The following is a 20,499-nucleotide window of genomic DNA, read 5'->3' as shown; positions in this document are numbered from 1 at the left end:
CCTAGTACGGCCAGGCGCACCTTGGGTGACAGTCAGGAGCTGCAGGACAGCATCGAACAGCCGGCGCGTTCGCGCGCCCAGTCCGGTCGGCGCAGGGCGAAGCTTTCGCGGCCGGGCTGATCGTCGTAGGGACGCCGCATCACTTCCAGCAACTCGGCGATGCCGGCTTCATCGCCGGCCTCGGCGCGGTCGATGGCCTGCTGGGCCAGGTAGTTGCGCAGCACGTAGCGCGGATTGGCCAGGCGCATCCGTTCCCGCCGCAGCGCCGGATCCAGGCCGTCGGCCACCACCCGTTCGCCCAGGCCGCGCAACCAGTCCAGCAGATCCGCGCCGATCGCCTCGCGCCGGTTTGCGTCGTAGAACGCGGCGTCGAAATGGGCGAGATCGGGCGCGACGGGATCGGCATCGATCAGCGCGCGGAAGAACAGGGTCATGTCGACCTCGCCCGCCCACAGCAGCTCGTGCAGGCGACGCATGCGCTCGGTGTCCCCGTCGCGGTGCGCGTCCAGTCCCAGCTTGCGCGCGGTGTTGCCGCGATCGGCGGCCGCATAGGCATCGGCGTAGCGCTGCAGGCCCTCCTGCAAGGGCTCGACCGAACCGAACAACGGCGACAGCGCGTGCGCCAGCCGGGTCAGGTTCCAGTAGGCCACCTTGGGCTGCCAGCCGAAGCGGTAGCGGCCGCCGGCCGCGTCGGTGGTGTTCGGGGTCCAGTCCGGATCATAGTTGTCGATCCAGCCGTACGGGCCGTAGTCGATGGTCAGGCCCAGCACCGACAGGTTGTCGGTGTTCATCACCCCGTGCACGAACCCCACCCGCATCCATTCGCCCATCAACCGCGCGGTGCGCTCGCAGATGGCGGCGAACCAGGCTCCGTACAGCGCCTCGCCCTCGCCCGCCAGTTCCGGAAAATCGCGGCGGATGCAGAAATCGGCCAGTTGCCGCAGCAGCGGCACGTCATCGCGCGAGGCCGGCAGCTCGAAATGGCCGAAGCGCAGGAACGAAGGCGCCACCCGACAGACGATCGCGCCGGGTTCGGCCTTCGGATGTCCGTCGTAGAACATGTCGCGTACCACCGCCTCGCCGGTCGCCACCAGGCTGAGCGCGCGGGTGGTGGGAACGCCCAGGTGATGCATCGCCTCGCTGCACAGGAACTCGCGGATCGACGAACGCAGCACCGCGCGGCCGTCGGCGGTGCGCGAATAGGGGGTCGGACCGGCGCCCTTGAGTTGCAGTTCCCAGCGCCGCCCCTGCGCATCCACGGTCTCGCCCAGGGTGATGGCGCGGCCATCGCCCAGTTGGCCGGCCCATGCGCCGAACTGGTGGCCACCGTAGTTGGCCGCGAACGGCTGCATGCCCGGCAGGATCGCGTTGCCGCCGAACACCTGCGCGAACATCGGATCGGCCAGATCCGCATCGCTGAATCCCAGCGCCTGCGCCATTTCGCGCGACCAGGCGATCAACCGAGGCGCGACCACCGGCGTCGGCGCGACCGACGACCACGCCGCGCCCAGCACCTCGCGCCGGCGCGGCCCCTGCTCCGGATCGCCAGGCAGATCGCGCACGAAAGCGTTGTCGTAGTGCAGCGCCCGCATGGCGTTCACGCCATTCCGGTGGCCAGCGGCTTCAGTTCCGGATCCAGCGCCACCCGCTCGTCGAACACGAAACAGCCGCCGTCGTAACCGTGTCCGCCGACTTCCTCGAAGTAGCCCAGGATGCCGCCATCCAGTTGCAGCACGTTGTCCATGCCATCGGCGCGCATCCACAACGCGGCCTTTTCGCAGCGGATGCCGCCGGTGCAGAAACTGACCACGGTGGCGTCCTTCAACGTTTCGCGATGCGGCGCCAGCGCCTCGGGCAGTTCTGTGAAACGGGTGATCGGCAGGGTCAGCGCGCCGGCGAAGGTGCCGTGGGCGAATTCCTGCGCGTTGCGGGTATCCAGCAGGACCACCCGCCGCCCTTCGTCGTCCCGGCCGCCCTGTTGCAGCCAGCGCCGCAGCGTCGCCGGCGCCACCGCGGGGGCGCGGCCACCGTCCAGCGGCGAGGCGTCGTCGCGGCGGAAGCTGATGATTTCCGGCTTCACCTTCACCTTCAGGCGGGCGAACGGCGGCGCCTCGCTGTGGCTGTACTTGACCCGCAGGTCGGCGAAGCGCGGATCGGCGCGCAACGGCGCCAGGAACGCCTCGATGGCATCGCCGTCGCCGGCCAGGAACAGGTTGATGCCCTCCGCGGCCACCAGCACGGTGCCTCGCAGTGCCAGCGCCTCGCCGCGCGCGCGCAGCGTGTCGGCCAGGGTCTCGGGGACCTCGAGGGTGGCGAAGTGGTAGGCGGCGATATTGACGATCATCCGCGCATTTTACCCGGGTGGGCGCCCGCGGCCCCGACCCTCCCCGGCAATATTCAACCAAAAGGTTGACAATGACGCCCGATGCGGATAATCATCAACCTTATGGTTGAATATTCTCCCGCCCAGCTCGACAGCCTGTTCCACGCCCTGTCCGACCACACCCGGCGGCGCATGCTGCGCAGCCTGGGCGGCCAGGCCCGCAGCGTGGGCGAACTCGCCGCCCCGTTCCAGATTTCGCTGGCCGCCGCCTCCAAGCACATCAAGGTGCTGGAACGCGCCGGCCTGGTCACCCGCACCGTGCAGGGACGCACCCACCTGTGCCGGCTCCAGCCAGAAGCACTCGCCGCCGGCCAGGAATGGCTCCGCTACTACGAACAGTTCTGGAACCAGCGCCTGGATGCATTGGCCGAAGCGCTGGGCGAACCGCCCGCCACGCCCTCGCCGCCTGCCTCCAGGGCGCCACGCCGCAGGAAGACACCATGAACGACACCATCGACGTACAGGTGAAGCGCCCGTTCCGCGCCCGCGCCGAACAGGTCTTCGATGCCTGGCTGGATCCGGCCTGGCTCGGCCGCTGGATGTTCGGCCCCGACGTACGCGCGGAAAAGGTGCTGCACCTGCGGATCGAGCCGCGCGTCGGCGGCGGTTTCTCGTTCCTGGTCGAGCGCCAGGGCCAGGCCATCGATCACATCGGCACCTATCTGCACATCGAGCGCCCGCGCCGGCTGGTATTCACCTGGGCAATCCGCGGCGAATCCGACGACGATGCCAGCACGGTCGCCATCGACATCGCCGACACACCCGAAGGCTGCACCCTGACCCTCACCCACACCCTGCCCGCGCGCTGGGCCGACTACGCGCCGCGCACCCGGCAGGGCTGGAGCACCATGCTCGACGCGCTGCAACGCCTGTTCTGATTTTCCCCGCCCGTCCGGATCGCCCGCGGCGGTCCCCCGGATTCCCCCAAGGAGATGCCACGATGAACGAAGACTACGGCCAACCCGTCGCGACGGACGCCCTGCGGATCCAACGCTCCCTGCCCGGCCCGATCGAACGGGTCTGGGCCTACCTGACCGAATCGGACAAGCGCGGGGAATGGATGGCGCGCGGCGACATGGAGCTGCGGGTGGGTGGCAAGGTCCATCTGTTCTTCCACCACGCCAGCCTGTCGCGGGAACCGGGATCGCCGCCGGCCAAATACCAGGACATGGCGGACGGCGTCGGCATGGATGGCCGCGTCACCGTGTGCGAGCCACCGCGCCGACTTGGCTACACCTGGGGCGAAAGCGAAGGCAGCACCTCTGAGGTGCTGTTCGAACTGCTGCCGCAGGACGGACGCGTGCTGCTCACCGTCACCCACAGCAGGCTGCGCGATCGCGACGAGATGGTCAGCGTCGCCGGCGGCTGGCACGCCCACCTGGGTATCCTGATCGACCGCCTGGAAGGTCGCGAACCGCCCAATTTCTGGCGCGCGCACGACGGCCTGGAAGCCGAATACGACCGTCGCCTGCCGGCCGCCGCGCGCGGCTGAGCAACGGACGCGACGCGCGTCAGCGCAGCAGCAGCCAGGGCAAGGCCAGGGTCAGCACAACGATGAAGAGGATCGCGCCCAGCGTGATCAGCACGAAGGCCGGGCGTTCGCGCAGCAGTTGCGCGAACGTCTGCGCGTTGCCCTCGCGCATCGCCCGCGCATGCTCGCGACGCGCCTGCTCGCCGCGTTGCCGCTGGTAGTCGTCCAGCAGCGCCTTGGCGCGCCCGTAGTCGGCCGCATCGGACAGCCACAGCGCACCATGCGAGATACCCCACGGACTGGGCGGCGTTTCGTACCAGGCCAGGCCCTCGCGATCCAGCAGTTCGCGGATCTCGCCGGCCTCGTCGTCCGGCACGCCGCGAAGATAGAACAGACGTTTCGACATCGGGCGACGCCCGGATTCCAACAGGAGAAGCGGACATGCTACTGCAAGACAAGGTGGTGATCGTCCATGGCGGCGGCGGCGCCATCGGTGGCGCCTGCGCGCGCGCCTTCGGCCGCGAGGGTGCGCGGGTGTTCCTCGCCGGCCGCACGCCCGAACCGCTGCAGCGAGTGGCCGCCGACATCGTCGCGGCCGGCGGCCAGGCCTCGTGCGCCACGCTGGACGTCCTGGATCCGTCCGCGGTGCGGGCGCACGCGGACAACGTGGCGGCGCAGGCCGGACGCATCGACGTCTGCCTCAACGCGGTGGGCTTCTTCCACGTGCAGGGCATCGCGTTCCTGGACCTGGCAGCGGAGGATTACCTGCATCCCATCGATCATTACACACGCGCGAACTTCAACACCGCGCAGGCCGCCGCCCGCCACATGGTGCGCCAACGCGCGGGCGTGCTGCTCAGCCTGTCCACCCCGGGCGCGCGCCTGAGCGGCGGCGGCTTTCTCGGCAACGGCGTCGCCAGCGCGGCGGTCGAGGCGTTCTCGCGGATCCTGGCCGGCGAACTGGGCGGACATGGCATCCGGCTGATCTGCCTGCGCCCGGACGCGATTCCGGAAGCATTGGCGCTATCCCATTCCGCCAAGGTATTCGCCAGCGCCGCCGCCGAGTCCGGCGTTTCCATCGAAGCGATGCTGGCCGAGCGCGCCGCCGGCGCGACGCTGCTTGGACGCCTGCCCACGCTGGCGCAGGTCGCCGACTGCGCGGCTTTCCTCGCCTCGGATCGCGCCGGCGCGATGACCGGCACCGTCGCCAACCTGACCTGCGGCTCGCTGGTGGACTGACCGATCCCGGCCAATCGGTTAACCTCCGCGCAACTCTTTCCACCGGATCCTTCCATGCGCCGTTTCCTGCTGCCGCTCGCCCTCCTGCTGTTGTCCGGCTGCGCCGATCCGGGTCCACCACCGGGCGGCAGCGTGGCCGAGCTGCAGCGCATCGACGAGCGCGTCGGCACCGGCGCGGTCGCGACGAAGGGAGCGGACGTGACGGTGCACTACACCGGCTGGATCTATGACAAGCGGGTGCCCAACCAGCGCGGCGAGAAGTTCGACAGCTCGGTGGATCGCGCCGAGCCGTTCACCTTCCTGCTCGGCGCGGGACGGGTCATCCGCGGCTGGGACGACGGCGTGGCCGGCATGAAGGTCGGCGGCAAGCGCGTGCTGCTGATCCCTTCCGATCTGGCCTATGGCCGCGATGGCGCCGGCGGCGTGATTCCGCCCAACGCCTCGCTGGTGTTCGAAGTGGAACTGCTGGACGTCAAGCCGCACTGATCCGGCACCCACACCCCTGTAGGAGCGACGTAAGTCGCGACCGGACTCTCGCACCCGGCAGTCTCACTCAAGGGGCTCTGCCGGCTTGACTACATGGTCGCGACTGACGTCGCTCCTGCAGGGTGCATATAGAGAAACCCGCCCTACTTCTTCTTCACCGGCGCCAGGCGCAGGTCGTGGAAGTCGAAGCTGAAGTCGGTCAGCGGCGAGATGGCTTCCATCCGCGCCTCGCGGATTTCGCCGTCGGGGGTCAGGGCGAAATTGAGGAAGGCATCGGCGTTGAGCCAGCGTTCGCGCCAGCGCACGATGAACGTGTCGTGCTGCCAGTGGCTCAGGTCGCCCACCAGCTCGGCGGTCTTGCTGAAGCGCAGCACCAGCTTGCCGCCTTCCTGCGAAACCACGACGTCGCCGTACCAGGGATCGCGCAGGGTGCCGGCGTACTTCGCCAGCGGCAGCGACGGACCGGACTTGGCATCCCTCGCGGCCACGTGTTTCTGCCAGCTCTCGTCGGCATTTTCCTGCGACTTGGCCACCGCCTCGGCATAGCCCGCCAGCCAGTCGGTCTTCGGCGCGTCCAGCATCGCGTCGAGCGCGCGCATGGTCACCGCATTGAAGGCGGCGCCGACTTCCTGGCTGGTCAGCACGACCACGCCGATCTTGCGATCCGGCACCAGCGTCACCCGCGAGACCATGCCCGGCCAGCCGCCGGTGTGCCAGACCAGTTTCTGGCCCCGGTAGTCCGACAGCATCCAGCCCTCGCCGTAGCCCAGGTAGTTGGGCTTGGCCAGCTTGAGGGTCTCGATCTTCGGCTCTGATACCGGAATCGGCGTGATCATCGACCACATGTCGCGCTGCCGCTTGGGCGTGAACAACTGCTGCTGGCGCCCATCCTTGTCGGTATAGGTGCCGCCAGCCAGTTGCATGCCCATCCACTTGCCCATGTCGTGGACGCTGGAATAGATGCCGCCGGCGCCGGCCACGTTCGACCAGGTCATCCGCGGGGCCGGCTTGAGATCCTTGAAGTCGGCCTTCGCGTGACCGGTGACGACGTTGTCGCGGGGCTTGAGCGCATCGCTGTTGAAACGGGTCTGCTCCATGCCCAGCGGCTGGAACACGCGGGTGCGCAGGAACTGTTCGTAGCTCATGCCGCTGACCTGTTCGATCACCAGCTGGGCCACGCCGAACAGGATGTTGTCGTAGGCGTACTGGGCGCGGAAACCACCGGTCAGCGGGACATCCTTGAGGCGCTCGGCCACTTCGCGGTTGGTGTAGCTGGTGGTCGGCCAGAACAGCAGATCGCCGGCGCCCAGGCCCAGGCCGCTGCGATGGGCCAGCAGATCGCGGATGCGCATCTCGCGGGTGACGTAGGCGTCGGACATGCGGAACCACGGCAGGTGATCGATCACCCGGTCGTCCATGTCCAGCTTGCCCTCCTCGGCCAGCATCTCCAGCGAGGCGGCGGTGAAGGCCTTGGTGTTGGAGGCGATCGCGAACAGGGTGTGTTCGTCCACCTTCTCCGGCTTGCCGATTTCGCGCACGCCGTAGCCGCGCTCCAGCACCACCTTGCCGTCCTGGATGATGGCCACGGCGATGCCGGGCACGTCGAACTGCTTGCGCACCGATTCGACATAGGCGTCGAAATCCTGCAACTGCGCCGGCGCGGCGATCTCCTGCGCATGCGCGCCGCTCCACAGTCCGAACGACAGCACCAGCGCGCCGGCCTGCCCGGCGATCAGCGGAATCCGCATCATTGAGCCCCTTGGAGAACGAAGACGACCGCCAACGATACGTCAGGCGGGCACCGGCGTCCCCCTGCCGATGGTCATCGTGGGCGCCGGCCGGCACGGCAGGCTTGGCATAATGGCGCGATGTCCGCGGCTTTTCCTTCCCCAGCCTCCCCCCCGCCCCGTGTCGCCATCATCGGCGGCGGCCCGGCCGGCCTGTTCGCCGCCGAGCGGCTGCGCGCGGCCGGCCTGGAGGTCGATCTTTATGACGCCAAGGGCTCGGTCGGGCGCAAGTTCCTGATCGCCGGCAAGGGCGGGCTGAACCTGACCCACTCCGATCCCTTTCCGGTGTTCGCGTCCCGCTACGGCGCCCGCCAGGAAGCGGTGGCCGACTGGCTGCGCGGTTTCGACGCCGACGCCCTGCGCGCCTGGGCCGCCGGACTGGGCGTGGAAACCTTCGTCGGCAGTTCCGGGCGGGTGTTTCCGAATGATCTCAAAGCCGCACCGCTGCTGCGTGGTTGGGTACGGCGGCTGCGCGACCAGGGCGTGCGCTTCCACATGCAGCACCGCTGGGCAGGCTGGAACGAAGAAGGCGCCCTGCGCTTCCTCCATCCGGCCGGCGAGGTCATCCTCCGCGTCGACGCCGTCCTGCTCGCGCTTGGCGGCGGCAGTTGGCCGGAACTGGGGTCCGATGGTGGCTGGGTGCCGCTGCTGGCCGCACGCGGCGTCGACGTCGCGCCGCTGCAACCGGCCAACTGCGGCTTCGACATCGGCTGGAGCGAGCACCTGTCCGGCCGCTTCGCCGGCTCCCCGCTCAAACCGGTCATCGCGCACTGGCGGGACGCCGACGGCCAGTGGCACGCGCAGCAGGGCGAGTGCGTGGTGACGGCCACCGGCATTGAAGGCAGCCTGATCTATGCGTTGTCGGGCACGCTGCGCGACGCCATCGCCCGCGACGGCGAAACGACCCTGTACCTGGACCTGGTTCCCGGCCGCGACGAACCCGCCTTGCGCCGCGCGCTGGCCAAGCCACGCGGCGCCCGCAGCCTGAGCGAACACCTGCGGCGCGAGGCCGGGGTGTCCGGGGTCCGCGCGGCGCTGCTGTACGAGGTGATGGACCGGCAGGCCATGCAGGATCCGGAGCGCCTGGCGCACACGCTCAAGCGGCTGCCGCTGCGCCTGCTGCGTGCGCGCCCCATCGACGAGGCGATCAGTAGCGCCGGTGGCATCCGCCTGGAAGCGCTGGATCGCGACCTGATGATCACCGCCCTGCCCGGCGTGTTCGCCGCGGGCGAAATGCTCGACTGGGAAGCACCCACCGGCGGCTATCTGCTCACCGCCTGTTTCGCCAGCGGCCTGCGTGCCGCCGAGGGTATCCTGTCCTGGTTGAAGGAACACGAGTCCGGATCGCGTTGAAGCACGCCGCCGGTTCCGGCAATGCATGTCGAAAAACGAAAGAGGAGTCGGGCGGGAATTTTCGATCGCGACACGGCGACGATGGCTTCGCTCCGGTGCGGCCGGCGCGGTTCAATCCGGATCAACCCACTTCGGATCAGAGCACTCCGGATCAGAGCATCCCGGATCAGATCACCGCCATCCATGCCTGCCATTGCGGCAGGACATGGATGGCGGGTCTTCCACACCACACGCTTTCAGGTTCCGGATTTCGTTTCCCCGACAGGCTTTCCTTGCCCGCATGGAAACGCATCCTCGCCTTGTCTGGTCGCCCGCGATGGCTGCGACAGGCTAGAGAGAACCTGCGCGCAGCGATAGCGGGGCGTGCGCGTAAGATACAAACCGGGACGTTGAATTTCGGTTAGCGTTTCGCGTCATTGCGATGACAGCGCAGCGTCCGTTCACAGTCCGTGTGATCGCTTCGGCATGAACTGATGCCCTTTGCTCATCATCAGGATTTGCTGTCCTGCAGCGCGCGCACCCGCGCCGGCGGATTGAACGCGTCGCTGCGCGCCTCGGCCCAGAACTGCTGGAACACCGCATGCGCGGGAATCCGATCCAGCAATTCACCCGGCTCCAGGAAACGATACAGGGTCGCCAGCGACCGCACTTCGACCGGTGATACCCGGCGCAGGATGTGTTCGGGCCCGAGCTGCTGTGGATGTTCCAGGCCAGCCGCGCACAACATGTCGCGCAGGGCCTTCAAGGTGTTGTCGTGGAATTGCTGCACCCGCACGGATTTGTCGCCCACGTCCAGGTGCTTCCAGCGGCCGGGATTCTGGGTCGCCACGCCGGTCGGGCAGCGATCGTTGTGGCAGCTCTGCGACTGGATGCAGCCCAGCGAGAACATGAAACCGCGTGCCGAATTGCACCAGTCCGCGCCCATCGCCAGGGTCCGGGCGATGTCGAAGGCGCTGATGACCTTGCCGGCGGCGCCGATGCGGATGCGTTCGCGCAGTTTCAGCCCGACCAGCGTGTTGTGCACCAGCAGCAGAGCCTCGTGCATCGGCACGCCGACGTGGTCGATGAACTCGGCCGGCGCCGCGCCGGTACCACCCTCGGCGCCATCGACCACGATGAAGTCCGGCAGCAGGCCGGTTTCCTGCATCGCCTTGGCGATGCCGAACCATTCCCAGGGATGGCCGATGGCCAGCTTGAAACCGGTCGGCTTTCCGCCGGACAGATCGCGCAGGCGCGCCACGAACTGCAGCAGTTCCACCGGCGTGGAGAACGCCGAATGGCGCGCCGGCGACACGCAATCGTGTCCCATCGGCACGCCACGCGTGGCCGCGATCTCGGGGCTCACCTTGGCCGCCGGCAGCACCCCGCCGTGGCCGGGCTTGGCGCCCTGCGACAGCTTGATCTCGATCATCTTCACCGACGGCAGGCGCGCGTTCTGCACGAAGCGCTCCTCGCTGAAGCGGCCCTGTTCGTCCCGGCAACCGAAATAGCCGGAGCCGATTTCCCAGACCAGATCGCCGCCATGCTCGACATGGTAGGGGGAGATGGAACCCTCGCCGGTGTCGTGATAGAAACTTCCGCGCCGCGCGCCTTCGTTGAGCGCGCGTATCGCGTTGGCCGACAGTGCGCCGAAACTCATCGCCGAGATGTTGAACACGCTGGCCGAGTACGGTTGCGCCGAACTGGCGCCGATGGTGACGCGGAAGTCGTGCGAATCCACCTGCGTCGGCGCTAGCGAATGGTTGATCCATTCGTAGTCCACCCCGTACACGTCCTGCTGGCTTCCGAACGGCACCACGTCCATCACGCCCTTGGCGCGCTGGTACACCAGCGAGCGCTGCTGTCGCGAGAACGGTACCTCGGCGGTATCCCCCTCGATGAAGTACTGCCGGATCTCCGGCCCCACCGATTCCAGTCCGTAGCGGAAATGCGCGAGCACCGGATAGTTGCGGCGCAGGGTGCTGCGGGTCTGCAGCAGGTCCCAGGTGCCCAGCAGCGCCAGCGCGCCGAACAGGCCGGCCGGCCAGCCCCATGCGGGCCAGTGGAAGGACAGCGCCAGCGACAGCAACGCCAGCAGGATGCAGAGCCCGTAGGCCAGGTAACGATTCATCACGCTCCTTGCCGGACCGGGCGGCCGCCCACCCTGTCCGCATGATCCAGACGACCGGCACCTCCGGCGCTGTGCGGCAGGAGCATCTTAATGCGCGCCGTTGATCGCCGTGCGACCGCCGCCTGTACGGCCGGCCGCGGGCTTTCGGTGCGGACGAACCGCGCGTCAAGCCGGATCACATGGCGATTCGTCATGTGGCGATGAATCACGGCCATTCGGCAGTGCAGCATCCGCATGCGGTAATGATGCGCCCAACGTTCAATGCCTTCGATGTCGAGAACCACCCCGCTCGCCCTGGCCATCACCCTGGCCATCACTTCTCCCGTCGTCCACGCCCAGGACGCCACCACGCCGCCCACCGGACCGGACAAGACCCTGGACGCGGTCGTGGTCACCGGCTCCAACATCAAGCGCAGCGACACCGCCGGACCGAACCCGGTACAGGTCGTCACTCGCGAGGAAATCGAACGCACCGGAAAATCGACCCTGACCGACGTGCTGCGCTCGCTCTCGGCCAATGCCGGCAACAGCTATGACGAGCAGTACACCGGCAGCTTCTCGGCCGGCTCGGCCTCGATCGGCCTGCGCGGACTGAGCCCGAAGAACACCCTCGTGCTGGTCAACGGCTATCGCGTGGCCAACTTTGGCTTCGCCCTCAACACCCAGGATACTTTCGTCGATCTCAACGCGCTGCCGATCAGCGCGGTCGAACGCATCGAGGTACTGAAGGACGGCGCCTCGGCGGTCTACGGTTCCGATGCCATCGCCGGTGTGGTCAACATCATCCTGCGCCGCAATTTCCAGGGCATCGAAGTGGGCGGCGCGGTCGGTGGCGCCACCCGGGGCGGCCTGGACGAACAGAAGGCCAACCTGCTGCTGGGCTTTGGCGATCTCGAACAGCAGGGCTGGAACGTGCTGTTCGGGCTGGACCTGCTCAAGCGCGAACGCCTGGACGCCGACGAACGCGCCTTCACCCGCAGCGGCGACTTCCGCGACAAGCCCGGCGGGCGCCTGGCCGGCTGGTCGACCGCGGGCGGCAACTGGTTGCTCGATCCGCGCCAGCCCACCCCGTTCTCGCCGTGCCCGGACGGCAGCGTGCCGCGCCCCTACAGCGACTTCGGCAGCACCCTGCCCGGCAATGCCTGCGCCTTCAACGCGCAGCCGTACAAGACCCTGCAACCGGGCGCGGAACGCGTCCAGGCCTCGCTGAGCGCGACCTTCCGCCTGGGCGAACGCACCGAACTGTTCGCCGATCTGCTCTACAGCCACAACCAGGCGGACCAGATCTTCAGCGCGCCGCTCACGGTCGGCCCGGGCCTGCGCGCCTACAACCCGGCCACCGGCACCCTGGTGGACATCCCGGTGGCGCTGCCGGTCGGCCATCCCGACAATCCCAACGGCGTGCCGCTGCCGTTCGAATACACCTTCTTCGATCTCGGCCCGCGCCTGAAGGACAACACCCAGGTGTTCTATCGCGCCCTGGCCGGCCTGCGCGGCCAGACCGAGCGCTGGGACTGGGAAGTGGCCGCCGGAACCTCGCAGAGCCTGCAACGCGAGTATGTCGACAACTTCATAAACCGCTACGCATTCGAGCGAATCCTCGCCGACGGCAGCTACGACTTCCTGGATCCAACCAGTACCCCGGCGCCATTGAATGACCTGCGCCTGCAGACCAAGCGTCCGGGCTACTACCGGCTGGACGCGGTCAGCGCCAAAGCCTCGACCTCGTTCCTGGAACTGCCCGCCGGCGCCATCGGCTTCGCCTGGGGCGCGGAGTTCCGCCGCGAATCGCTGGATGCGCGCACCAGCCGGCAGGTGCTGTCCGGCACCGAGCTTCGCCCGGCCATCAACATCGTCAAGGGCGAGCGCAAGGTCAGCGCCGCGTACGCCGAGTTCAGCGTGCCGCTACACCAGACGCTGGAACTGCAACTGGCCGGCCGCGCCGATCACTACGACGACTTCGGCAACGCCTTCTCGCCCAAGGTGGCGCTGCGCTGGCAGCCGCTGGATTCGCTGCTGTTGCGAGGCTCGTTCTCGCGCGGCTTCCGTGCGCCTTCACTGCCTGAAATCGCTCCCGGCCAGACCATCAGCTACGGCACCGTGGTGGACCCGTACGATCCGCTGTCGCCGGGCGGCAGCCGTGGCGTCACCAACGTTCGTACCGGCAACCCGGATCTGGATGCGGAGCGCTCGAAGAACTTCAATCTGGGCGCGGTGTGGTCGCCGGACGCGGACACGAGCATCGGAGTCGACTACTACCGCATCGAACAGGACAACCTGATCAAGCCGGACAACGCGCAGTTCATCGTCAACAACCCCGCACTGTTCCCGGGCCGGGTGATCCGCGATGCGCAGGGTCGCATCCAGATCATCACCAACCAGTATTCCAACCAGGGGGAACTGGAGACCTCGGGCATCGATCTGGATTTCAGCCGCACCTTCCGTACCGCCGCCGCCGGCAACTTCACGCTGGCCGGAAGCTGGACCCACCTGCTGGAGTTCAAGCAACCGCTGGTGGCCGGACAGGCGCCCTACGACGGTGCAGGCAACAACCGCCTGGGCGCGCTGCCGAAAAACCGTGGCACCACCTCGCTGGGCTGGGAAGCCGGCGACTGGGAGAGCACGCTCAGCCTGCAATACATCGCCGGTTACGATCAGCGGGTCTCCACCCAGGCCAGCAATCCGGGCCTGCGCGACAAGGTCAAGCCGTATCACCAGTTGGACCTGTACGTGGCCTACCAGGGCATTCCCAAGACCACGCTGTCGTTGTCCGTGCAGAACCTCACCGACAAGGATCCGCCCTTCGATCCGGCCGGAGGATCCAACGGCTTCGACATCACCCAGTACAACCTGCGCGGCCAGTTCGTCTCGCTGGGGGTGAAATACCGGTTCTGAAAAGGACGACAACGCGGCGGCTGGGGGACAAGCCGCCGCCCGCACTCCCTCGCCCGTGAGGACTTCACCGGTTTGCGGGCGCGGCGGATTGGCAGCAGGTTGGCAACAGGTGTTCGCTGACGAAATCGACGAACACCCGCAGCTTGGGGGAAACGTGGCGCCCGGACGGCCACAGGAGGTAGAGATTTCCCGGCGCGTCCACGTAGTCATCCAACACCGTCACCAGCTCACCGGTGCGCAGCGCCTCGCGTACCGAATGATCCGGCACATAGGCGACACCGCGTCCGCGCTTGGCGAAACACACCCGGGTTTCGATGTTGTTGCATACCATCGATTCCGGCACTTTCAACTCCGTCGACGCGCCGCGCAGCGGCCATGCCTCGATGCGCCCACTGCTGGGATTACGGTATTGCAGGCACAAATGTCGCTCCAGATCCGCCGGCTCACCCGGCGTGCCGCGTTCCGCCAGATAGGCCGGTGATGCCACCAGTCGTCGATGGAAATGGCCGATATGCCGCACGGTCAGGCGTGAATCGGAGGGCTCGCCGACACGCAGGACCGCATCAAAGCCTTCCTCGATCACATCGACCAGGCGGTCGGTGAAATCGAGGTCCAGCAGCACGTCCGGATAGGCGCGCATGAAATCCGCCAGCACAGGAAGCGCAAGATCGCTGATCAGCGGCAGGCTGATCCGCAGTCGACCCTGCGCGTGGCCCGCATGATGTGACAGCTCGGCCTCCGCCGCCGCCACTTCTTCAAGGATTCGCCGGCAACGCACCAGGAACAACTCGCCTTCCGCGGTCAATGCCACGCTGCGCGTACTGCGATGGAACAGGCGCACTCCCAGGCTTTGTTCCAGCCGCGACACGCTCTTGCCCACCGCGGCGGCGGAAACCCCCAACAGGCGGCCGGCTTCGGCAAAGCCGCGCGTCTCAGCGACCTGCACGAACGTTTGCAGACTGCCCAGGCTCTCCATTCACGTCTTCCCATTGCGGACATTCATGTCCGTGCTGATGCGAACTCTACCCGCCTTTTTCATCCGCCGAAGCGTTACCACCATGACGGCTCATTCCATGCCTGGAACCTTCCATGCCGTCGCATTCCCCCGTGACTCCCCAGTCGGCTGTTTCATCGCCTATCCCTCTCCTCACCGTGGCAGTCGATGCCGCACTGGATGCCGCGCTTGCCGAACAGCGTCTGGTCGGCGCGGTCGTACTGATCGCGGTCGATGGCCGAATCCGCTACGCGCGTGCCGCAGGCTGGGCGGATCGCGAGGAGCGGCGCGCAATGGACCGCGACGCGTTGTTCCGGCTGGCCTCGGTCAGCAAACCCATCGTCTCCACCGCCGCGATGGTGCGCGTCGCCCAGGGACGGCTGGATCTGGACGCGCCGATCCAGCGTTGGCTGCCGGACTTTCGACCCGCGCTCGCTGACGGCAACCAGCCCGACATCAGCGTGCGGCAACTGCTCAGCCATACGGCCGGACTGGGTTACCGCTTCCTGGATCCCGCACCGGACGGCGACGGACCGCATGGACGCGCCGGCGTATCCGACGGCATGGACGACAGCCCCGTATCGCTGGCGGAAAACCTCCGCCGCATCGCACGGGTTCCACTTCAATATGCCCCCGGCACGGCTTGGGGCTATTCACTGGCGACCGACGTGCTGGGCGCGGTGCTGGAAGCCGTCGATGGCCAGCCGCTACCGGCGGTGGTGGACACCGTGGTGACCGGACCACTGCGGATGCACGACACCGCGTTCCATGCCCTCGATCCGGCACGGCTCACCACCCCCTATGCCGCCGCCGATCACACGACGCGCCCCCACCGATTACAGGAAGGCGAAATCGTCTCTCCTTTCCCGGGACTGGCGGGCATTCGCTTCAATCCGTCACGCGCATTGGATCCGCATGCCTTCCCTTCCGGTGGCGGCGGCATGGTCGGCAGCGCCGATGACGTGATGCGCCTGCTGGAAGCGCTGCGTCAGGTCCGCGTTCCCTCGCTGACCGCCGACGGGATCGCGGAAATGGGGCGCGTGCAGAGTGGCCCGCATGGCCCGCCCGACAGTCCTGGCGTGGGCTTCGGTCTGGGTTTCTCGGTCCTGCACGATCCCGCTGCCGCCGCCAGCCCCGAATCCGTCGGTACCTGGCGTTGGGGCGGCGCCTACGGGCACAGCTGGTTCGTCGATCCGTCGCGGCGGCTGAGCGTGGTGGCATTGACCAACACGCTGTACGAGGGCATGTCAGGTGCGTTCGTTACCGAACTCCGCGATGCGATCTATGCGGGCCTGGGTGGAGCGACAGCATGAGCGCCGGTGACGGCGGAAGCGAGCTGATCGTCTCGCCGCCGGATGTGGGTTCACGGCTGCCCTGGGCGGGCCTGCTGGTGTTGGCATGCGCTGGGTTCATCACGATATTGACCGAAGCACTGCCTGCCGGGCTGCTGCCGGCGATAAGCGCAGACCTTCGTGTCAGTGAATCCTGGGTGGGACAACTGGTCACCGTCTACGCCCTGGGCTCGCTGCTGGCCGCGATTCCGCTGATCGCCGCGACCCGTCATTGGCGCCGGCGCCCCCTGCTTTTGATGGCCATCGCCGGGTTTACCGTGGCCAATTCGGTGACCGCCATTTCACCGCTCTACGAAATCACCCTGCTCGCACGCTTCATCGCCGGCATCAGCGCAGGCCTGTTGTGGGCTCTGGTGGCCGTCCACGCCAGTCGCATGGTCACGCCTGCCCAGCAGGGCCGCGCGATCGCGGTGGCGATGGTCGGCACGCCGCTGGCGCTGTCACTCGGCATTCCGGCCGGCACCCTGCTGGGCCAGACCATCGGATGGCGCTGGACCTTCGGCCTGATGTCGTTGCTCAGCCTGGGCCTGCTGGCCTGGGCACGCGCCCGCTTGCCCGACTTCGCCGGTCAGGCGCGAGGTTCCCCGCTGCGATTGCGTCGCGTGCTCGCCCTGCCCGGAGTACTCCAGGTGCTTGGCGTCATGCTGTTGTTCGTGTTCGCGCACAACGTGCTCTATACCTACATTGCCCCCATGCTGGCGGTCGCCGGTGCCGACACACAGGTGGAACGCTATCTGCTGTTGTTCGGAGCCACCGCGCTGATCAGCATCGGCCTGGTCGGCGTGCTGATTGAGCGCTGGCTGCACGGCCTGACGCTCGTGAGCCTGGCGTTGTTCGGCGTCGCGGCAGCGATGATCGCATTGTGGCCGAAGAATCCGGTGGCCCTCGCCGCAGCCGTTGCCCTGTGGGGCCTGGGTTTCGGTGGCGTCGCGACATTGTTCCAGACCGCGCTCGCACGCAATGCCGGCGAGTCTGCGGACATCGCCACGTCGATGCTGGTCACCGGCTGGAATCTCGCCATTGCCGGCGGCGGCATCTTTGGTGGCCTGCTGTTGCAGGGCATCGGCCCGGCCAGCCTGTCCTGGATGGTGTTGCTGCTGCTGGTACCGGCGGCAGGCCTGGCCCTGCCCCCGCGCGGTTGGCGATGAACGCGCGCCGGCGGTGAGCCGACGCAGGCATCACACGAACGCCTGATCTCCACGATCAGGCTTCGCACTCGGCGGCGGCGATGAATACATCCGGCATCAAGAGCGGTAACAACGGGTACCCGGTTCTGAGTCCTGGCCTCACGCCTGCCCTCTTTTCCGGGCCGCCAACGAAGGCGGCGGTCCTTCTCATCAGGGCACGGTTCGCATCGTAGCGGTTTCGAGAATGTCTCCCTCGCCCACCGTCAGGGTCCAATGGAGTGCGCCGCCCGCAAAGCGGGTTTCGTAGACATCCGCCCCACCAGGGTCGACGCGCAGGAAGGCGACCGATTGAAGCGGGCCCAACCCGGAAAACTGGTTCCGCAGCGCGGTGAGGTTATCGCGAACCGCTCCGCCGAGAACCTCGCCCAGTGCGTCGTAGTCCGGCGCGCCGGCGGCGAGCTCTCCAATGAATCGTCGAAGGACGACTTCGCCCTGCGGATAAGGCTGCTGGGCGGCCACACGGGCGGCACTTGCCGCCTTGGCGGCCCGCAACGCCTTCGCGACCGGCACCCAGGCGGGTGACAGTTCGGCATATACGTCGATGAATCGCGATTGGCACATATCCTCGGCGCTGGCGAGACAGATGACGCCAATCCTTTCTTCGGGATCGAAGAAGGCCGAGGACGCATAGCCGGTGGTTAGTCCGTTGTGTCCGACCAGCCGGCGCTCGCCATGAGCTTCCTCGGCAAAGCCGATGCCAAAGCGGTCACCAGTCACGCCGGGAAAGCTGCGTCCGAAGTTGGCCTCCAGCGTTGCGTTGTCAAGCGGCGGATGGCGCGCTGCGCCCATCTCGAACGCCAGAAATCGCGCCATGTCCGAAGCGGTGGAGAAGAGTCCCCCGTTGGGTATCCGGTAGCCCCGGCCGGCGATCTCGCTTTTGGACTCGGCCGTGTCGCTCCCGGAACTGCTGCGATAACCCACCGCCAGTCGTGCAAGCAGGGCCTCATCCGGGCGAAAAGATGTGGAGTGCATGCCGAGCGGCCGGATGAGCCTGTCCTCGACAAAGGTCACATAGTCGATGCCCGAGGCACGCTCGATCGCCAGTCCGAGCGCCGCATAGCCGATATTCGAGTATCGGCTACGCTCGTTCGGTGCGTAGGGCGCCCGGGTGTGGGCCAGCGCCTCGTTCGCCAGTTGCCGCCACTGGTCCGTAGCGCCGGTCGAGTAGGCGTAGTCAGGATCGTCGGGCTCGCGGGCCAACCCCACGCGATGGGTGGCGAGCGCCAGCAGGTCGACCGGCGGCGCGTCAGCGCCAAGGACCGGGCCGAGTTCGGGCAGATAGTCGATGACGCGGTCTTCCAGACGGACGTGGCCTTCGGCGACCGCCTTCAACAAGGCGAAGCCGGTGAACTGCTTGGTTATCGAACCGATCCGGTAGACGGTGTCGGAGGTGGCGGGGATAGTCCGTCCCTCGTCCGCATAGCCATACGACCGAACCCAGACCACCTCGCCCCGAACCACAAGGGCGACCGTCATGCTGCCATTCTGATGTCCGGCCGCCTCGGCGTCGATGATACGCGCGGCCGCCTCCAACTGGCGGGCGTCCACCTGCGCCGTAGCCGAAGAAGCATACAGACTCGCACCGAGAAGGGCCGCGCCTGCTGCCAGGAGGATTCCACGAGCGATCATGTTGTACCTGATGCGACGCCCCATCGGCATGCTAGGGCACGACGGCGAATGTCCGCAACGGGTTGGAAGCACGTTTTGGCTCCGATGCAGATCTCGGACGTTCGGATCTTCACCGCGAGCGATTGCCGGTCTCGGATGACACCCATCCGTGAGGCGTCGATACCATTCGATCGGGCATGGCCACTCGTGGTTTCGGAGCTTTTGGCCTTGCATCGTTGGTAGGCGAACAGGCGAGCTTGCGAACTATTCGACCCACCGCAAACTGTGGAAACGTGTTGGGTTGGCCGTAATAGATGGCGAACGTCAACGGCGCCTCACAGGGGCTGCGGCCATCTAGCATGGTTAGTGTCCTAGCCGGCGGGCCATGCGCACCCAGCGGTCCCTCTGTGAGTCGGAGGAGGCAAGCAGCGCCCCTGACACACTGGCTGACTCACTTTTTATCTGGATGCGAGCAGATGTCACCGGACGTCCTTGGACAACAATCCCGCCAAATGCAGGTCATTTCAGGGAGTTTTTGGACATGGTGGACATCGACGGATTGCACTTTGGTGCCCGGAGCCGGAATCGAACCGGCATGGCCTCGCGGCCGGCGGATTTTAAGTCCGATGCGTCTACCAATTTCGCCATCCGGGCAGGGGGATAGCCTGCCTGAGCGGGCGCGCGATGGAAAGTCGTTCGCATGCCGTCCGTCAGGCACAAAAAAACCGACCGCGTGGTCGGTTTTCCTGATATGGAGGCCTGGGTCGGAATTGAACCGGCGTACGCGGATTTGCAGTCCGCTGCATAACCACTCTGCCACCAGGCCGATGGCGATTGCGCGAGACTGGCGCAATCACGGCGCCATTTCAAGCGCCTTACAAAACAAAACCCCGCGAACGGGGTTTTGTCCTGAATATGGAGCGGGAAACGAGACTCGAACTCGCGACCCCGACCTTGGCAAGGTCGTGCTCTACCAACTGAGCTATTCCCGCGTGGTGAAGTTGGAAATTTTACCGGTATCCCGAGAACTGTCAACTGCTTTTTTCTCGTCAGCCCGCAGAATCGGCCATGCCGCGTGCAGGTACTGGAAACCGGACCAGAGCGTAAGTATAGCGGCAATCGCGAGCAGCCAGTCGCCGATCCTGAAAATCCATTCACCCAGCCAGATGTCCGCCCGGTCCGCCGGTCCCGGGGTCGCCGCATAGAGCAGGCAGCCCAGCGCCACCATCTGCACGATGGTCTTGATCTTGCCGATGGTGGCCACCTTGACCCGCGCACGCTGGCCCAGTTCGGCCATCCATTCACGCAGCGCGGATACCGCGATTTCGCGGCCGACGATCACCGCCGCCCAGATCGCCATCCACATGGTCGGGTTGTCCTGCACGATCAGGAACAGCGACACCGCCACCATCAGCTTGTCCGCCACCGGATCCAGGAACGCGCCGAAGGCCGAATACAGGTGGTAGCGGCGGGCGATCCAGCCATCCAGCCAGTCGGTGACGGCGGCCAGGATGAAGATGAAGGCCGCCGCGAAATTGGTCCATTTGTGCGGCAGGTAGAACACCAGCACCAGCACCGGGATCAGCACGATCCGCAACAGGGTGAGCCAGGTGGGGATGGTCAACTTCATTGCA

The 20,499-nt window shown here is 66.9% G+C and carries 18 protein-coding genes and 3 tRNA genes; 9 read left to right on the top strand and 12 right to left on the bottom strand.

The window, feature by feature from the left end; genetic code table 11:
* Positions 1–32: 32 nt before the first annotated feature.
* Both IQ458_RS08970 and IQ458_RS08965 read right to left on the bottom strand, forming a co-directional pair.
* The gene (locus IQ458_RS08970) at positions 33–1,592 is read right to left on the bottom strand and encodes a protein adenylyltransferase SelO (RefSeq protein WP_203322597.1); all 1,560 of its coding nucleotides are present in this window, start codon (positions 1,590–1,592) and stop codon (positions 33–35) included.
* 5 nt (positions 1,593–1,597) lie between these two features.
* Positions 1,598–2,344, bottom strand: a complete 747-nt coding sequence (locus tag IQ458_RS08965) for a sulfurtransferase (RefSeq protein ID WP_203322572.1) — start codon at positions 2,342–2,344, stop codon at positions 1,598–1,600.
* A 102-nt stretch (positions 2,345–2,446) separates the two neighbouring features.
* Between IQ458_RS08965 and IQ458_RS08960 the strand changes: the two genes are divergently transcribed.
* The 3 genes from IQ458_RS08960 (at position 2,447) to IQ458_RS08950 (ending at position 3,875) form a co-directional block, all read left to right on the top strand.
* Positions 2,447–2,827, top strand: a complete 381-nt coding sequence (locus tag IQ458_RS08960) for an ArsR/SmtB family transcription factor (protein ID WP_203322571.1) — start codon at positions 2,447–2,449, stop codon at positions 2,825–2,827.
* Entirely contained in the window at positions 2,824–3,261 is a 438-nt protein-coding gene (locus tag IQ458_RS08955) for an SRPBCC family protein (RefSeq protein WP_203322570.1), read from the top strand. Before IQ458_RS08960 ends, IQ458_RS08955 begins: the two co-directional genes overlap by 4 nt.
* A 62-nt stretch (positions 3,262–3,323) precedes the next feature.
* Positions 3,324–3,875, top strand: a complete 552-nt coding sequence (locus tag IQ458_RS08950; RefSeq protein ID WP_183642029.1) for an SRPBCC family protein — start codon at positions 3,324–3,326, stop codon at positions 3,873–3,875.
* Positions 3,876–3,894: 19 nt separating this feature from the next.
* On the opposite strand, the gene IQ458_RS08945 is transcribed toward IQ458_RS08950, so the two are convergent.
* Positions 3,895–4,260, bottom strand: a complete 366-nt coding sequence (locus IQ458_RS08945) for a DUF6164 family protein (RefSeq protein ID WP_183642031.1) — start codon at positions 4,258–4,260, stop codon at positions 3,895–3,897.
* Positions 4,261–4,295: 35 nt separating this feature from the next.
* On the opposite strand from IQ458_RS08945, the gene IQ458_RS08940 reads away from it, so the two are divergent.
* A complete protein-coding gene (locus IQ458_RS08940; RefSeq protein WP_203322569.1) occupies positions 4,296–5,093 on the top strand; it encodes an SDR family NAD(P)-dependent oxidoreductase in 798 nt (265 codons plus the stop codon).
* A 54-nt stretch (positions 5,094–5,147) separates the two neighbouring features.
* Positions 5,148–5,579 (top strand): FKBP-type peptidyl-prolyl cis-trans isomerase, encoded by a 432-nt coding sequence (locus IQ458_RS08935; protein WP_183642037.1) that lies wholly within the window; start codon positions 5,148–5,150, stop codon positions 5,577–5,579.
* Between the two features lie 143 nt (positions 5,580–5,722).
* Here the strand turns inward: IQ458_RS08935 and IQ458_RS08930 are convergent, their stop codons facing one another.
* Complete coding sequence (locus IQ458_RS08930) at positions 5,723–7,327, bottom strand: serine hydrolase (protein WP_235996699.1); 1,605 nt, start codon at positions 7,325–7,327, stop codon at positions 5,723–5,725.
* A 120-nt stretch (positions 7,328–7,447) separates the two neighbouring features.
* Between IQ458_RS08930 and IQ458_RS08925 the strand changes: the two genes are divergently transcribed.
* Complete coding sequence (locus IQ458_RS08925; RefSeq protein ID WP_203322567.1) at positions 7,448–8,719, top strand: TIGR03862 family flavoprotein; 1,272 nt, start codon at positions 7,448–7,450, stop codon at positions 8,717–8,719.
* Between the two features lie 490 nt (positions 8,720–9,209).
* Here IQ458_RS08925 and IQ458_RS08920 read toward each other — a convergent pair whose 3' ends face one another.
* Together IQ458_RS08920 and IQ458_RS08915 are read right to left on the bottom strand one after the other, a co-directional pair.
* Positions 9,210–10,829: an FMN-binding glutamate synthase family protein gene (locus IQ458_RS08920; RefSeq protein WP_203322566.1), complete on the bottom strand. Its 1,620-nt coding sequence runs from the start codon at positions 10,827–10,829 to the stop codon at positions 9,210–9,212.
* Positions 10,829–11,113 (bottom strand): hypothetical protein, encoded by a 285-nt coding sequence (locus IQ458_RS08915; RefSeq protein ID WP_203322565.1) that lies wholly within the window; start codon positions 11,111–11,113, stop codon positions 10,829–10,831. Before IQ458_RS08915 ends, IQ458_RS08920 begins: the two co-directional genes overlap by 1 nt.
* Here IQ458_RS08915 and IQ458_RS08910 point away from each other — a divergent pair.
* On the top strand, positions 11,100–13,724 hold the full coding sequence (locus IQ458_RS08910) for a TonB-dependent receptor (protein ID WP_203322564.1): 2,625 nt from the start codon (positions 11,100–11,102) through the stop codon (positions 13,722–13,724). The genes IQ458_RS08915 and IQ458_RS08910 overlap by 14 nt on opposite strands.
* Before the next feature lie 64 nt (positions 13,725–13,788).
* On the opposite strand, the gene IQ458_RS08905 is transcribed toward IQ458_RS08910, so the two are convergent.
* A complete protein-coding gene (locus IQ458_RS08905) occupies positions 13,789–14,700 on the bottom strand; it encodes a LysR family transcriptional regulator (protein ID WP_203322563.1) in 912 nt (303 codons plus the stop codon).
* Positions 14,701–14,876: 176 nt separating this feature from the next.
* Here IQ458_RS08905 and IQ458_RS08900 point away from each other — a divergent pair, with 176 nt between their 5' ends.
* Together IQ458_RS08900 and IQ458_RS08895 are read left to right on the top strand one after the other, a co-directional pair.
* Positions 14,877–16,031 carry a serine hydrolase domain-containing protein gene (locus IQ458_RS08900; RefSeq protein WP_328805140.1) on the top strand — a complete coding sequence of 385 codons (1,155 nt, stop codon included), beginning with the start codon at positions 14,877–14,879 and terminating at the stop codon, positions 16,029–16,031.
* Complete coding sequence (locus tag IQ458_RS08895) at positions 16,028–17,218, top strand: MFS transporter (protein WP_203322562.1); 1,191 nt, start codon at positions 16,028–16,030, stop codon at positions 17,216–17,218. The genes IQ458_RS08900 and IQ458_RS08895 overlap by 4 nt, the downstream gene beginning before the upstream one ends.
* Positions 17,219–17,407: 189 nt before the next feature.
* Here IQ458_RS08895 and IQ458_RS08890 read toward each other — a convergent pair whose 3' ends face one another.
* The 5 genes from IQ458_RS08890 to pgsA form a co-directional block, all read right to left on the bottom strand.
* A complete protein-coding gene (locus IQ458_RS08890; protein WP_203322561.1) occupies positions 17,408–18,886 on the bottom strand; it encodes a serine hydrolase domain-containing protein in 1,479 nt (492 codons plus the stop codon).
* Between the two features lie 546 nt (positions 18,887–19,432).
* Positions 19,433–19,519 (bottom strand) — tRNA-Leu (locus tag IQ458_RS08885).
* Between the two features lie 98 nt (positions 19,520–19,617).
* Positions 19,618–19,691 (bottom strand) — tRNA-Cys (locus IQ458_RS08880).
* Positions 19,692–19,781: 90 nt separating this feature from the next.
* Positions 19,782–19,857: transfer RNA gene (locus IQ458_RS08875), tRNA-Gly, on the bottom strand.
* The gene (gene pgsA / locus IQ458_RS08870) at positions 19,848–20,495 is read right to left on the bottom strand and encodes a CDP-diacylglycerol--glycerol-3-phosphate 3-phosphatidyltransferase (protein WP_203322560.1); all 648 of its coding nucleotides are present in this window, start codon (positions 20,493–20,495) and stop codon (positions 19,848–19,850) included. The genes IQ458_RS08875 and pgsA overlap by 10 nt, the downstream gene beginning before the upstream one ends.
* Positions 20,496–20,499 lie beyond the last annotated feature (4 nt).

This window comes from Pseudoxanthomonas beigongshangi (assembly GCF_016820515.1).
GTDB lineage: Bacteria > Pseudomonadota > Gammaproteobacteria > Xanthomonadales > Xanthomonadaceae > Pseudoxanthomonas_A > Pseudoxanthomonas_A beigongshangi.
The sequence above is the reverse complement of the archived record's forward strand: the minus strand, read 5'-3'. Positions and strand labels throughout refer to the sequence as shown.

Excerpts from the sequence above, each read along its gene's own strand:
- IQ458_RS08930 (WP_235996699.1), bottom strand. The coding sequence starts at position 7,327 with ATGCGGATTCCGCTGATCGCCGGGCAGGCCGGCGCGCTGGTGCTGTCG.
- IQ458_RS08890 (WP_203322561.1), bottom strand. The coding sequence starts at position 18,886 with ATGATCGCTCGTGGAATCCTCCTGGCAGCAGGCGCGGCCCTTCTCGGT.
- IQ458_RS08950 (WP_183642029.1), top strand. The coding sequence starts at position 3,324 with ATGAACGAAGACTACGGCCAACCCGTCGCGACGGACGCCCTGCGGATC.
- pgsA (WP_203322560.1), bottom strand. The coding sequence starts at position 20,495 with ATGAAGTTGACCATCCCCACCTGGCTCACCCTGTTGCGGATCGTGCTG.
- IQ458_RS08940 (WP_203322569.1), top strand. The coding sequence starts at position 4,296 with ATGCTACTGCAAGACAAGGTGGTGATCGTCCATGGCGGCGGCGGCGCC.
- IQ458_RS08920 (WP_203322566.1), bottom strand. The coding sequence starts at position 10,829 with ATGAATCGTTACCTGGCCTACGGGCTCTGCATCCTGCTGGCGTTGCTG.
- IQ458_RS08895 (WP_203322562.1), top strand. The coding sequence starts at position 16,028 with ATGAGCGCCGGTGACGGCGGAAGCGAGCTGATCGTCTCGCCGCCGGAT.
- IQ458_RS08935 (WP_183642037.1), top strand. The coding sequence starts at position 5,148 with ATGCGCCGTTTCCTGCTGCCGCTCGCCCTCCTGCTGTTGTCCGGCTGC.
- IQ458_RS08905 (WP_203322563.1), bottom strand. The coding sequence starts at position 14,700 with ATGGAGAGCCTGGGCAGTCTGCAAACGTTCGTGCAGGTCGCTGAGACG.
- IQ458_RS08910 (WP_203322564.1), top strand. The coding sequence starts at position 11,100 with ATGTCGAGAACCACCCCGCTCGCCCTGGCCATCACCCTGGCCATCACT.
- IQ458_RS08965 (WP_203322572.1), bottom strand. The coding sequence starts at position 2,344 with ATGATCGTCAATATCGCCGCCTACCACTTCGCCACCCTCGAGGTCCCC.
- IQ458_RS08955 (WP_203322570.1), top strand. The coding sequence starts at position 2,824 with ATGAACGACACCATCGACGTACAGGTGAAGCGCCCGTTCCGCGCCCGC.
- IQ458_RS08960 (WP_203322571.1), top strand. The coding sequence starts at position 2,447 with ATGGTTGAATATTCTCCCGCCCAGCTCGACAGCCTGTTCCACGCCCTG.
- IQ458_RS08970 (WP_203322597.1), bottom strand. The coding sequence starts at position 1,592 with ATGCGGGCGCTGCACTACGACAACGCTTTCGTGCGCGATCTGCCTGGC.
- IQ458_RS08925 (WP_203322567.1), top strand. The coding sequence starts at position 7,448 with ATGTCCGCGGCTTTTCCTTCCCCAGCCTCCCCCCCGCCCCGTGTCGCC.
- IQ458_RS08945 (WP_183642031.1), bottom strand. The coding sequence starts at position 4,260 with ATGTCGAAACGTCTGTTCTATCTTCGCGGCGTGCCGGACGACGAGGCC.